Genomic DNA, 12,298 nt, shown 5'->3' on the forward strand with positions numbered 1-12,298 from the left:
GCCATGATGCGTGAAATACCCGGCGCAGCGGGTGGTATTCTCAGTTATTTCACGCGCCATCGGACCGTTGCCAATCTACTGTTGCTGGTGATGCTGGTCCTGGGTGCTGCAGCAATCCCTAACATGCGGGCACAATTCTTTCCGGACGTTATTCTGGAACGTGTCGATGTAAGCGTCACGTGGGATGGTGCCGGGCCGGAGGACATGGATGCCGGTATTGTGCAATTGCTGGAACCTGCGCTGCTGGCTGTTGAAGGGGTGACCAGCACCGAGGCCAGCTCACATCCTGGATGGACCCGTGTCAGACTGGAGTTCGAGCCAAACTGGGACATGTCCCGCGCGGTTGAGGATGTCAGAACCGCCGTAGACGGTGTGTCGGACCTGCCGGAAGGATCCGAAGAGCCCGAGATCAAACGCGGTGCATGGCGGGATCGAGTAACGGATCTTGTCATCAGCGGTCCCTCTGATACCAACCAATTGGCGAAGATGACGGACGAGCTGATCAATCGTTTGTTCACTGCCGGTGTAACTCGCACGACAATCCGGGGCATTGCGGCACCGCGGATCGTTGTCGAAGTCACCACGGCGCAGTTGATCGCCAACGACATTTCAATGGCAGATATAGCAGCAGCGATCGGAGCCGAGGTAAACACTGATCCTGCCGGAGCAGTGGAGGGCGCGGGCGCGCGTATCCGGGCTGGGACTGAAAAACGCACACCCGAGCAAATCGAAGGAATTGCACTGCGGACAAATGCCGACGGATCGAAACTCAAGGTCGGGGACGTAGCAACTATCCGGGTCGAAGGGGTAACGCGGTACCGCAGTTACTTTGTGGCCGACGACCCGGCCATGTCCATCAGGGTAGACCGGTCAAATCTGGGCGATGCGATAGAGATTCAGCGTACGGTCGAAGACGTTGCGCGTGAGATGCAGGCCAGCTTGCCTAAAGGTGTGAAAATCGATCTGATCCGTACCCGAGCACAGGCCATTACTGATCGATTGAACATCCTTGTGGATAACGGCTTGATGGGCCTTGGCCTTGTTGTCTGCCTGTTGTTTCTGTTCCTCAATGCACGCATTGCCTTTTGGGTTGCGGCGGGTATCCCGGTGGCGATGTCGGCGGCCATTGCGCTGATGTATCTGGGGGGGCTGTCGCTGAACATGGTTTCGCTGTTTGGCCTGATCATTACCCTTGGTATCGTGGTGGATGACGCCATTGTGGTGGGCGAACATGCCGATTTCCGTGCCCGGCGTCTGGGCGAAGCGCCTGTGGTGGCCGCTGAACGTGCGGCCCGGCGCATGGCGATGCCCGTTCTGGCAGCGACCGTGACAACCGTGATCGCGTTTTTTGGCCTGACCCTGGTGGGCGGTCGGTTCGGAGAGATGATCCGCGATATTCCTTTTACGGTCATTGCCGTTCTGATCGCGTCGCTAGTCGAATGCTTCCTGATCCTGCCCAATCACATGGCGCACGCCATTGCACATTCGGCCAAGGAACACTGGTATGACTTGCCAAATCGTGTCGTCAATCGCGGTTTCCGTTGGGTTCGGGACCATCTGTTCCGCCCTCTTATCGCTTGGGTGATTTGGGCGCGCTATGTGGTTGTGGCAATGATGATCGTTGTGTTGGCCAGCCAAGTCGCGCTGTTCATTCGCGGTGATGTGAACTGGCGTTTTTTCAATGCACCCGAACGTAGTTCGGTGAGCGGCGGCTTTATCATGCGCGAAGGCTCGACCCGTTCAGATACGCTTGAAATGATGCGCATGGTGCAGGAAGCGGCCAACGAGCTGGGCCAGATCTATGAAGAGCGTCATGGCCGCAATCCGATTGACTACGTCCTCGCCGAGGTTGGCGGGAACGCAGGCCGACAGCTGGCCGCCGCGGATGGTAAGGATGGAACTTTGTTGGGGGGGATCTCGATCGAGTTGATCGATGCTGATCTGCGTCCTTATTCAAGTTTTGAGTTTGTGGGCGAGTTGCAGGAATTTGCGCCACGCCATCCCAAACTCGAAGTGATCAGCTTTCGGGGGTGGCGCTCCGGGCCTGGGGGCGATGCCATCGATGTGCAGTTTTACGGCTCTGACGTGAATGTTTTGAAGGCCGCGTCAGAAGACCTGCAAACCGAGCTTTCGAAGTTCCCTGAAGTCTCGGCGCTCGAGGACACTCTGGCCTATGACAAGGAAGAATTTCTTCTGGACCTGACCGCACAGGGACAAGCGCTGGGCTTTCGGATTGAAACATTGGGGCGGGCGTTACGCAATCGGTTGAACGGTATCGAGGCGGCAACATTCCCCGATGGGCCGCGCAGTGCCGAGATTCGTGTGGAACTGCCCGAAGGTGAACTAACGGCAGATTTCCTTGAGCGCACGCTCATGCGCTCACCCGATGGGGTCTATGTGCCACTGGCCGACATCGTTTCGGTCGAGCGTAAGTCGGGATTTTCGACCGTTCGGCGTGAGAACGGCCTGAGGGTGGTTTCGGTCATGGGCGATATTTCCGAGGATGACCCGGCGCGTGCGGCTGAAATCGAACGTGTGATGCAAGACGAGATTCTGCCCAACATCGCTGCGGAACGCCAGGTCGAGTGGCGCATGTCCGGTCTGAGTGAGCAGGAGAACGAGTTCCTGGCCGAGGCACGCACCGGGCTGATCCTGTGTCTGACCGGAATCTACCTCGTGCTGGCCTGGGTGTTTGCAAGCTGGTCGAGGCCGTTGGTGGTCATGGCAATAATCCCCTTTGGCCTGGTGGGGGCGATCTGGGGCCATTACATCTGGGATGTGCCGCTCAGCATGTTCACGGTGGTTGGATTGCTGGGCATGACCGGGATCATTATCAACGACTCGATTGTTCTGGTGACCACAATAGATGGGTATCAGCAGGACCGTGGGTTGGTTCCTTCGATTGTCGAGGGCACGGCTGACAGGCTACGGCCCGTGATGTTGACCACGCTGACCACGGTTCTTGGGCTTGCGCCGCTGCTGTATGAGGGCTCGCAACAGGCACAGTTCCTTAAGCCGACCGTGATCACTCTGGTCTATGGGCTAGGATTTGGGATGTTGTTGGTCCTGATCCTCGTGCCTGCTCTGCTAGCGATCCTCAATGATTTTGCGCGTCCAATGACTGCCATGCGCCGTGCCGCGCGCGCGCCGGACCGAGTGGTTCGGGCGGCATTGATGGGCACTGTTGCCACCTTGGCGATTTGGTTTGGTTTGACGATGATCTGGCCCGCTGTCACCGGCGTGCCGATTGAGGCGTTGCAGGGTCTCTACCCCGGCGCGGACGGTATTGCGGCTTTGCAAATGGGGTTGGGCGCATTCCTGGCCGGAGCCTTACCGATTGTGGCGCTGAGCGTTTTGGTGTCTGGTTTGCTTTATGTCCGGATCGCCCGGTCAGCAGGTGCCTAACCCGCGCGTACGGCGTATTCCATCAGATCGACAACCCGAGCGCTCATCGGCAGGTCGCCTTTGCGTATCTGGTCGATCGGAAACCAACGCGCATCCAGCGCGTCGTCACCCGCTTTGGGCGTGCCAGAAAGGTACTGACAGGCGACACCAACCAGCAGGTAATGGGACAGGACCTGACCCTTTGGATCGTGTCGCAGCAGATCCAAATTCTTCAGATAATGCGACGGTTCTGCGATCACCGAGGTTTCCTCGAACAATTCGCGATGTGCGGCCTCCAGAACGGTCTCACCCCATTCCACATGGCCACCCGGAAAACCCCACAGCCCGGCATCCGGCTGTTTGCTGCGCTGCACAAGCAGCACCTGATCCTGATGCAGAACAACCGCCAAGGCACCGATCTTTGGAGTTCGAGTCACAATCTCAACCCGCAGTGCAGCCCAGAATATCGACCGCGTGATTGGTGCCAAGAACGGTGATCCGGATCTCGGACCGGTCCAGCGCAAAAGGCGCGCCGGACGCGTTGACGATTTCGGCCTGTGCCACAAGCGTATCCCCCTCGCGTTGCGAGACCGGCTGCGACGCCCAGAGAACGGGGTTTCCAGGTTCGATCACGGCGACCTCGCGCCCCCCGGCGGAGGGCATCGTCACCCGAGCCTCGATCTGTATTCCGTCCTGTGTCGGAGTCAGATTACAGGTGGCTTTGCTCACGCGGGCTTCCTGCGCGGAATAGGGACGTTGCGCCAAAGCTGCGGCAATTGCGGGATTGCGCCCAGCATCACCGTCCAGCGTGTGGTCAAAATCCAGACGTTCTGGGATACAAACATCCTTGCAAACGCCCAGATCCATCTCACCTTGCAGGCGGACGGGTTTGGCGGGGTTGCGTGGTGTGATCTCGACCGGCAAAACCAACTGGTTTTCATAGCCGATAGACTGCAGGCCATTCTGGTCAAAAATCTCGGGCGCGGGCCAAGTGATGTCCACATGCCCAACGTTTTGAGAGCGTTTCCAGTCGAACTGGGGTGGGATGCCCGCATCACCGGGCGCGCGCCAATAGGTTTTCCAGCCGTCTTTAAGGGTCAATTTCAGGGCGCTCAGGTAGGTACCGTTTGCGGTTCGACCGCCATCCAGAACATCCAGCTGCACCACTCCATCCAAACCCTGCGCGGCAACTGAAGTGGACAGAGGCAGGCACGCAAGTGCAGCAACAGCGGCGGATTTCATAGGCATCTTCATACCTCATACATGCGCGGGCTGAGGACGGATTCCAAGTCACGATCCGGTCACTGCAATGAAATCTGTCGAAATACCCGTTGTTCTCTTGCAAACACAGGGGTGGCGGGGCCATTGTTGACATAGGTTGAGAAAGAGATGACGGCCCATGGATCTGACCGGAAAACTGTTGATTGCGATGCCCGGCATGGGTGATCCGCGATTCGACCATTCGGTAGTCTACATGTGCAGCCATGGTGATGACGGTGCCATGGGGCTGATCGTCAACAAACCCTCAGATCTGCGAATCAAGACCCTGCTGGGCCAGTTGAACATCGCATGCCGCATTCCGGTTGTTGGCGAACGGCTGGTTCATTTTGGCGGGCCCGTCGAAATGTCGCGGGGCTTTGTCCTGCACAGCGCCGATTACGAGGCCAACCTGCATTCGATGCAGATCTCTGAAGAGTTCAGCATGACCGCTACGCTGGATGTTCTGGAAGACCTTGCCTCGGGAACCGGGCCGCTGAATTCGATGCTCGCGCTGGGCTATGCCGGCTGGGGGCCTGGCCAGCTTGAAGATGAAATTGCCATGAATGGCTGGCTGACCACCGAAGCAACATCAAAGCTCGTCTTCGACGTGACCGATGATGAGAAATGGGAAGCCGCGCTGGCGACTTTGGGCGTGGACCCTTTGACTTTGTCCGCAAGCGCTGGCCGCGCCTGATTAGCTGTCGCGTGGCGCGGCGGCGCGGCGCAGTCGGTCGTTGATGGCCGCACCAAGCCCGGTCTCGGGGACCGGAGAAACCGCAATCGGCCGCCCGGATTTGTTCAGCTCATGCAGGGATGCAAATAGGTTTGCGGCGGCCTCGGTCAGATTGCCGTTCTCGGACAGGTTCAGATCACACTCCACCTTGCCAAAGCCCAGCAAGACCTCGTCACCCTGACGCGACCTGGCATTCAGGCGGACCGGGGCGTCCGGCGCGTAGTGCGATTGAAGTTGTCCAGGGGCGGTCAGCAGATCACCTGATTGATGCATGTGCAGATGCGCCCCCAGTTCCTGTTCGATCTGTTCCAACGCGATTCCGCCGGGGCGCAGCAGGGTGGGCTCTCCGGCCAGTCCGACGATGGTGGATTCCAGCCCGACGCCGCAAGGCCCGGCATCCAGTACAGCGGCGATTTTGCCGCCCAGGCCCGACCACACGTGGTCTGCTGTCGTGGGGCTGATTTGACCCGAAGGATTTGCCGAAGGCGCAGCGACCGGCCCATCGAACGCAGTCAACAATGCACGGGCGGTGGGGTGTGCGGGCACGCGAACCGCCAGCGTGTTCAACCCGGCCGTCACAAGCGAGGAAATTCCGTGCCCCTCGCGCAGCGGCAGAACCAGAGTCAGCGGGCCTGGCCAGAAGGCTAGCGCCAGTTGCTCGGCCTGATCAGACCATTGCACAAACCTCTTCGCCGCACTTACCGAGCCGACATGGGCGATCAGCGGGTTGAAGCTGGGTCGCCCCTTGGCCTCGTAAATCGATGCGACTGCCTGACCATTGCGGGCATCGCCGCCCAGGCCATAGACCGTTTCGGTTGGCAGGGCGACCAGAAGGCCCTGACGCAGCAAGTCCGCCGCCCGTGCTATACCGTCGGGATCCGCCGTCAATTCCTGAGTGCCGGATGAGATCATAATTGATGACGCCGCGTTTTGGTTGCTTGAAACATCTGGAAGAGTACGTAGTCGGTACAAGCCCATACGCTTAGCGGTGCTTGCGCTTGATTCCAAGCCCGCCGATGTATTCTGATCCGTTAGACCCCGAGAGAAGCCATGCCCTATCGCGCCCCAATCTCAGATTATCAATTTCTGCTGGACCATGTGGTCGGGTTTGACCAGGTCGCCGCCACTGAAACTTTCTCAGATGCCAGCGCGGACGTCGTCAGTGCAATTCTGTCTGAGGCGGGCAAGATGTGTGAAGAGATTCTGGCACCGTTGCAACGTGCCGGTGATCTGGAACCTGCACGGCTTGAGAATGGCGTGCTGCGCAGTTCTCCGGGCTATGGTGATGGCTGGAAGGCGATTGCTGAAGGCGGCTGGGTCGGGATCAGTGCTGATCCTGAGTATGGCGGAATGGGCCTGCCAATGACCATCACCACCGCCGTGAATGAGATGATGAGCGCCTCATGCCTGTCGCTGCAGCTGGCGCCACTGATGGCGCAAGGCCAGATCGAGGCGTTGGAGCATCACGCCAGCGATGAATTGAAGGCGCTGTATTTGCCGAAGATGATATCTGGTGAATGGTCGGCCACCATGAACCTGACCGAGGCACAGGCCGGTTCGGATGTGGGTGCCCTGACCTCAAAGGCCGAGCCAAATGGCGATGGGACATTTTCGGTGTCCGGGCAGAAGATTTTCATATCCTGGGGCGACAACGACTTTGCCGAAAATGTCTGCCATCTGGTTTTGGCACGCTTGCCGGATGGGGTGCCGGGTACCAAAGGGATTTCGTTGTTCCTGGTGCCGAAATACATCCCTGATGCGGATGGCAATCCCGGCGTGTCCAATGACCTGAAAGTGGTTTCGGTTGAACACAAGATGGGTCTGCACGGCTCACCCACCTGCGTGATGCAATTTGACGGGGCCAAAGGTTGGCTCGTGGGCCCGGAACACGGTGGTATGGCCGCCATGTTCACCATGATGAACAACGCCCGTTTGGGTGTGGGGGGGCAGGGCGTCGGCGTTGCCGAAGGCGCCTATCAGCACGCGTTGGCCTATGCGCTGGACCGCAAGCAGGGCCGGACGCCCTCGGGTACCATCATCGATCATGCAGATGTGCGCCGCATGATCATGGATATGCGCGCGGATATCTTCGCGGCGCGTGCGATTTTGTTGGCCAACGCAACCGCAATTGACATGGCGAAAGCCACAGGTGATGCCGATTGGGCCGCGCGGGCGGCGTTGTTGACGCCAATCGGCAAGTCCTTTGGCGCCCGCACCGGGATACGCGTGGCTGAAACCGGGGTGCAGGTGCATGGCGGCATGGGGTTTGTCGAAGAAACCGGTGCAGCCCAGTATTCCCGTGATGTTCGTGTGACGGCGATTTACGAAGGAACCGATGGCATTCAGGCCATGGATCTTGTTGCACGCAAAATGATGGACGGGGGTGAGGCCGCATCGAACCTTCTGGACGAGATCGAAGATCAGGCCGAGCGCGCCCGGGCCACAATGCCCGATTTGGCCGGTCCGGTCTGGGAGGCCACGGAAACCCTGCGCGAAGCGACCGAGTGGATTGTGGCGCAGAATGACATGAACGACCGATTTGCAGGTGCAACCGCTTATTTGCAGGCGTTTGCGCGGGTGCTGGGCGGGCATTTCCACCTGACCGCAGCTCTGGCCGATCCGGATGGACCACGGGCCAAGTTGGCGCGATACTACATCAATGCCTTGTTGCCCGAACATTCGGGCCTTCTGGCGCGGGCGCAAGGCGGGGCGGATGACCTGTTTGCGCTCAGCGCGGACGAGTTGGTAGCCTGATGGACGGGGATCGCGTTTTGGGAATCAGATATCCGTGGGCCGAGCCGCCCGCGACAGGCGAAGCCATTCAGGTTGCCGAGGGCGTTCTGTGGATGCGCCTGCCCCTGCCGATGGCGCTGGATCACGTCAATATTTATGCTCTGGACGATGGCGACGGGTGGACGGTTATCGACACCGGGCTGTCCTCGAACAAGACGCGGCGCATCTGGCAAACCTTGATGGATGGACCCTTGGCGGGCAAACCGATCAAGCGGGTGGTTGTGACTCACCACCATCCTGATCACGTCGGCAATGCCGGGTGGTTTCAGTCAGATCACGGGGCTGAACTGGTGACCAGCCGTACCTCGTGGCTGTTTGCACGGATGTTGACGCTGGACGTTCAAGAAACATGGCCGCAAGAGACCCTGGATTTCTATCTCAGCACGGGCATGGCACCCGAGGTTCTGAATGCGCGGATGAAGGATCGTCCGTTCAACTTTGCGGATACGGTCTATCCCATGCCTCTGGGCTTTACCCGGGTACAGCAAGATGACGTGATCCGCATGGGCGGGCGCGACTGGGATGTGCATATGGGCAATGGCCACGCCCCGGAACATGCCACTTTCTGGAGCCGCGATGACAATCTGGTGTTGAGCGGAGACCAGATTCTCAGCTCGATCAGCCCTAATTTGGGGGTTTATGCGACAGAACCCATGGCCGACCCGGTTTCGGCCTGGATGGAGGCGTGCGAGCGACTTCAGACACTGGCCCGGCCTGATCATCTGGTTCTGGGCGGGCACAAGCTGCCCTTTACCGGCCTGCCGCTGCGCATGAGGCAGTTGATCGAGAATCACCACAGCGCGTTGGAGCGTTTGTTGGACCATCTGGACGAGCCCAAAGCTGCCGCCGACTGTTTCCTGCCCCTGTTCAAACGCACGATCCGCGAGGGCGAATATGGGCTCGCGCTGGTCGAGGCGGTTGCACATATGAACCATCTCTACCACATTGACGCTGTGACCCGGACGCAGCGCGCGGACGGAGCTTGGCTGTACCAGCGCAAAGGGTAGAAAAGAATGCAGGACCAGATCGAAACCTCGGCCGAGGCCGCCGAAGCCGCCGCCTTGCCACGTTGCCACGAGGTTCATGCCGACCCAAAGGCCGAATCCGGCACCAAAACCCTGCCTGAGCCGCTGAACAAGCCGGTTGAAACCAAAAGCCCTGCACAATGGGCCTATGAACGTCTGATCATGTACATCCAGAACTTTGAAAAGACGCTGGATGGCGATCACGAGGTCGCAATGGGCTTTACCGGTGGTGATGCCGGTGTGATGCGGATCGAAGGCATGGGTTTTTTTGACCCCGATATGATCACCTTCTATGGCTCGGGCGGAACTGGGGCCCGGACGCAATTGGTGCAACATGTCAGCCAGTTGAACGTGATGCTGCGCGCATTGCCCAAATCGGTCGAAGACAAACCCGCCAACCGTATCGGATTCCGTTTGGCGGCCGATCTGGAAGACAGCTGACTTGCAATTCACGCTTGCGCGCCTTTGAATGAATGCACCATTTCGGAGGCCACCGCGTGAGCAGATTTTTCCAAGAAGTTTCACAAGCCTATGCCGGGGCCTGGGCCCGGCGCAGGGTCTTTGTACCGATCTATATTGCCGTGCGTCTGCTGCTGGTGGCGATGATCGCGCCGGGTGTCGCAGTGGCGGTCAATCTGGCCGTTTCTCTGTCGGATCAAACGGCGCTGACAGATCAGGACATTGCGATGTTCCTGCTGTCTCCGGCAGGCTTCATAGCAGGTATTGCGGTTCTCAGCCTGTTATTGCTGGCTGAGGTCTTTGTGTTCTCGGTCATGGCCGGGTCCTTGCGCATGGGCGAACACGACCCCTGGCGCGCGGGCAGTGCGGCGCTGACGCTGAACCTGTCCCGCTTTCCGGCTCTGTTCGGGTTTGCTGTGCGGTTTATTCTGCGCGTCTTGCTGCTTGCCCTGCCATTTGTGGCAGTTGCGGGGGTGATCGCGTGGTGGACGCTGACGGAATACGACATCAACTATTACCTGACCTTCCACCCCCCTGCCTTTCAGGTGGCGGTCGTACTGATCGGATTGGTCGTTTTGGCCCTGGCCTGGGTTTTGATCCGGCGTCTATCCGGTTGGGCGCTGGCCCTGCATCTGGTTCTGTTTGAAGGTGCGTCGCCACGTGTGGCTTTCGCCAATAGTGAACAGAGGATGGAAGGTAAGCGTGGGCGATTGAAGATCGAACTTGCCCTGTGGCTGGCGATGCGCCTTGTCGTTGCGGCTTTGATCGCGGGGGTGGTCAGCCTTTTGTTTGCACTGGTGCCGATGCAGGCGGACAGCAGCCTCAGGTTCGCGATGATCCTCAGCCTGATAATCGCTGGGCTGTGGTCCCTGGCGGGGTTGGTTCTGGCGACGACTGCGCTGGGCGCGCTGGCGGTTTTGCTGGATGGATTTTTCGATACAGAAGCCAAGGAAATTGCCCATCCCGAACCCCGCAAAATCCGCGCACCCGTGTTTGTAACCGTCGCAGCAGCTCTGGCTGCATTGGGCATCGGCATTTGGTTCGGTCAAGGTCTGCTGGAACGTGTGCAGGCTCCGGATCATGCCGAGGTCATCGGCCACCGAGGCGCTGCGGCCATAAGGCCTGAAAACACCATGGCTGCAGTTCTGAAAGCCATCGAGGGTGGCGCGGATTGGGTCGAGATCGACGTGCAGGAAACGGCCGATGATGTAGTCATCGTGGCCCATGACAGCGATTTCATGAAGCTGGCCGGGGTGAACCTGAAAGTCTGGGATGCAACCATGGCGGATGTGGCCGACATTGATATCGGCAGTTGGTTCGGCCCGGAATACGCCTCGGAACGCACGCCGACCCTGCGCGAGGTGCTGGAAGCGGCCAAGGGCAAGTCTAAGGTTCTGATCGAACTGAAATATTATGGTCACGATGTCGATCTGGAAAATCGGGTAATCAATCTGGTGGAAGAGCTTGGGATGCAGGACGACATTGCCACCATGTCGCTGAAATATCCGGCGGTGCAAAAGATGAAAACGCTGCGCCCCGACTGGCGGTCCGGCGTGTTGGCGGCCACCGCCGTTGGGGATTTGTCCGGGTTGGACGGCGAATTCGTCGCGGTCAATGCAGGGATGGTGACGCCAGGTTTGATTCGCAAGGTGCAGGACGCGGGCAAGGATATCTATGTCTGGACGGTGAATGATCCGTTGCAGATGTCCAAAATGGCATCGATGGGTGTGGATGGTCTGATCACGGATCGCCCGGCCATGGCCAATGAGGTCTTGCGCGTGCGTGCTGAAATGGGGCCGGGTGAGCGGCTGTTGCTGTGGCTGGCCACGACGTTTGGATTGCAGGTCGATACCGAGGCAATGCGCGATGACAGCCCTTAGACTGACATTGTTTGTGTCTTTGCTGCCGCAGCCTGCATTGTCTCAGGATCTGATGCGCAGTTTTGAGATGCCCTCTCACCGTGCCCTTATAGATCAAAGCGTAAGTGCCGAATTGACCGCGTTTGAAACAGATGGATGTTCGGGCGGGTTGTCGACCAGTTGGCGTTGGGTGGCCAAACAATTCCCACAGGTCGGTGAGCTGTATGAAGAGCACCCGCCATGGGAATATTGTTGTGTGACCCATGACCAAGCCTACCACAACGCGGGTGATGCGGTGTCGGCAGACGTAAGTTATGACGCCCGTTTGGCTGCGGATGATGCTCTGCACGCTTGCGTGGTGGAGCATGGAGACCGTTATGCCAAAGACTATGCCGACCGCTACGATATGACGCCCGAGCAGATTCGCACCGTACACGCGATCACGGCGGATGCGATGTATGGTGCAGTGCGATTTGGCGGTGGGCCATGCAGCGGCTTGCCCTGGCGTTGGGGGTTTGGATATCCGGGATGCTCGGTTCTCAGGTAAGCAAGCCCTGCGCGCGAATGACGTGGTGACAGGCGTCTGGTTTTCTATTATCCAACAGATCAAACACGCGAACTGGGATTCTGAGACTTATGGCTGAACACAAGCACGGCGAAATGGACATCACCGTCCAAACCAAAACTTTCAACGGTTTCATCAAAGCCACCACATGGTGCGTGGTTGCGATTGCCTTTCTGTGTCTGTTCCTGGCGGTTTTCGCCTCCTAAGCATTTCGGGGGCT

The 12,298-nt window shown here is 58.8% G+C and carries 11 protein-coding genes; 8 read left to right on the forward strand and 3 right to left on the reverse strand.

What is annotated here, in order from left to right; translation table 11 throughout:
* Nucleotides 1-3 precede the first annotated feature (3 nt).
* Nucleotides 4-3,405: an efflux RND transporter permease subunit gene (locus AC2FLD_RS08115; RefSeq protein WP_496668506.1), complete on the forward strand. Its 3,402-nt coding sequence runs from the start codon at nt 4-6 to the stop codon at nt 3,403-3,405.
* On the opposite strand, the gene AC2FLD_RS08120 is transcribed toward AC2FLD_RS08115, so the two are convergent.
* Nucleotides 3,402-3,821, reverse strand: a complete 420-nt coding sequence (locus tag AC2FLD_RS08120) for an NUDIX hydrolase (protein WP_496668508.1) — start codon at nt 3,819-3,821, stop codon at nt 3,402-3,404. The genes AC2FLD_RS08115 and AC2FLD_RS08120 overlap by 4 nt on opposite strands.
* 4 nt (nt 3,822-3,825) lie before the next feature.
* A complete protein-coding gene (locus tag AC2FLD_RS08125) occupies nt 3,826-4,638 on the reverse strand; it encodes a protein-disulfide reductase DsbD domain-containing protein (RefSeq protein ID WP_496668510.1) in 813 nt (270 codons plus the stop codon).
* A gap of 145 nt (nt 4,639-4,783) precedes the next feature.
* Between AC2FLD_RS08125 and AC2FLD_RS08130 the strand changes: the two genes are divergently transcribed.
* A complete protein-coding gene (locus tag AC2FLD_RS08130; RefSeq protein WP_050604013.1) occupies nt 4,784-5,338 on the forward strand; it encodes a YqgE/AlgH family protein in 555 nt (184 codons plus the stop codon).
* Here the strand turns inward: AC2FLD_RS08130 and AC2FLD_RS08135 are convergent, their stop codons facing one another.
* A complete protein-coding gene (locus AC2FLD_RS08135; RefSeq protein ID WP_496668512.1) occupies nt 5,339-6,289 on the reverse strand; it encodes an L-threonylcarbamoyladenylate synthase in 951 nt (316 codons plus the stop codon).
* 138 nt (nt 6,290-6,427) lie between these two features.
* Between AC2FLD_RS08135 and AC2FLD_RS08140 the strand changes: the two genes are divergently transcribed.
* From AC2FLD_RS08140 to AC2FLD_RS08165, 6 genes are all read left to right on the forward strand, one after another.
* Nucleotides 6,428-8,131 carry an acyl-CoA dehydrogenase gene (locus AC2FLD_RS08140; RefSeq protein WP_496668514.1) on the forward strand — a complete coding sequence of 568 codons (1,704 nt, stop codon included), beginning with the start codon at nt 6,428-6,430 and terminating at the stop codon, nt 8,129-8,131.
* Nucleotides 8,131-9,177, forward strand: coding sequence for an MBL fold metallo-hydrolase (locus tag AC2FLD_RS08145; RefSeq protein ID WP_496668516.1), 1,047 nt, complete (start codon nt 8,131-8,133; stop codon nt 9,175-9,177). The genes AC2FLD_RS08140 and AC2FLD_RS08145 overlap by 1 nt, the downstream gene beginning before the upstream one ends.
* A gap of 6 nt (nt 9,178-9,183) precedes the next feature.
* Nucleotides 9,184-9,636: a DUF6173 family protein gene (locus AC2FLD_RS08150; protein WP_496668518.1), complete on the forward strand. Its 453-nt coding sequence runs from the start codon at nt 9,184-9,186 to the stop codon at nt 9,634-9,636.
* Between the two features lie 56 nt (nt 9,637-9,692).
* Nucleotides 9,693-11,534: a glycerophosphodiester phosphodiesterase family protein gene (locus tag AC2FLD_RS08155; protein ID WP_496668520.1), complete on the forward strand. Its 1,842-nt coding sequence runs from the start codon at nt 9,693-9,695 to the stop codon at nt 11,532-11,534.
* Nucleotides 11,521-12,060 (forward strand): hypothetical protein, encoded by a 540-nt coding sequence (locus AC2FLD_RS08160; RefSeq protein WP_496668522.1) that lies wholly within the window; start codon nt 11,521-11,523, stop codon nt 12,058-12,060. Before AC2FLD_RS08155 ends, AC2FLD_RS08160 begins: the two co-directional genes overlap by 14 nt.
* An 89-nt stretch (nt 12,061-12,149) precedes the next feature.
* Nucleotides 12,150-12,284 carry an aa3-type cytochrome c oxidase subunit IV gene (locus AC2FLD_RS08165; protein WP_050604020.1) on the forward strand — a complete coding sequence of 45 codons (135 nt, stop codon included), beginning with the start codon at nt 12,150-12,152 and terminating at the stop codon, nt 12,282-12,284.
* Nucleotides 12,285-12,298 lie beyond the last annotated feature (14 nt).

The organism is Ruegeria sp. CDSA021 (assembly GCF_059612325.1).

Bases quoted from the DNA above. Each gene is read 5' to 3' on its own strand.
- AC2FLD_RS08115 (WP_496668506.1), top strand. From the start codon at position 4: ATGATGCGTGAAATACCCGGCGCAGCGGGTGGTATTCTCAGTTATTTC.
- AC2FLD_RS08125 (WP_496668510.1), bottom strand. From the start codon at position 4,638: ATGAAGATGCCTATGAAATCCGCCGCTGTTGCTGCACTTGCGTGCCTG.
- AC2FLD_RS08130 (WP_050604013.1), top strand. From the start codon at position 4,784: ATGGATCTGACCGGAAAACTGTTGATTGCGATGCCCGGCATGGGTGAT.
- AC2FLD_RS08135 (WP_496668512.1), bottom strand. From the start codon at position 6,289: ATGATCTCATCCGGCACTCAGGAATTGACGGCGGATCCCGACGGTATA.
- AC2FLD_RS08140 (WP_496668514.1), top strand. From the start codon at position 6,428: ATGCCCTATCGCGCCCCAATCTCAGATTATCAATTTCTGCTGGACCAT.
- AC2FLD_RS08145 (WP_496668516.1), top strand. From the start codon at position 8,131: ATGGACGGGGATCGCGTTTTGGGAATCAGATATCCGTGGGCCGAGCCG.
- AC2FLD_RS08150 (WP_496668518.1), top strand. From the start codon at position 9,184: ATGCAGGACCAGATCGAAACCTCGGCCGAGGCCGCCGAAGCCGCCGCC.
- AC2FLD_RS08160 (WP_496668522.1), top strand. From the start codon at position 11,521: ATGACAGCCCTTAGACTGACATTGTTTGTGTCTTTGCTGCCGCAGCCT.
- AC2FLD_RS08165 (WP_050604020.1), top strand. From the start codon at position 12,150: ATGGCTGAACACAAGCACGGCGAAATGGACATCACCGTCCAAACCAAA.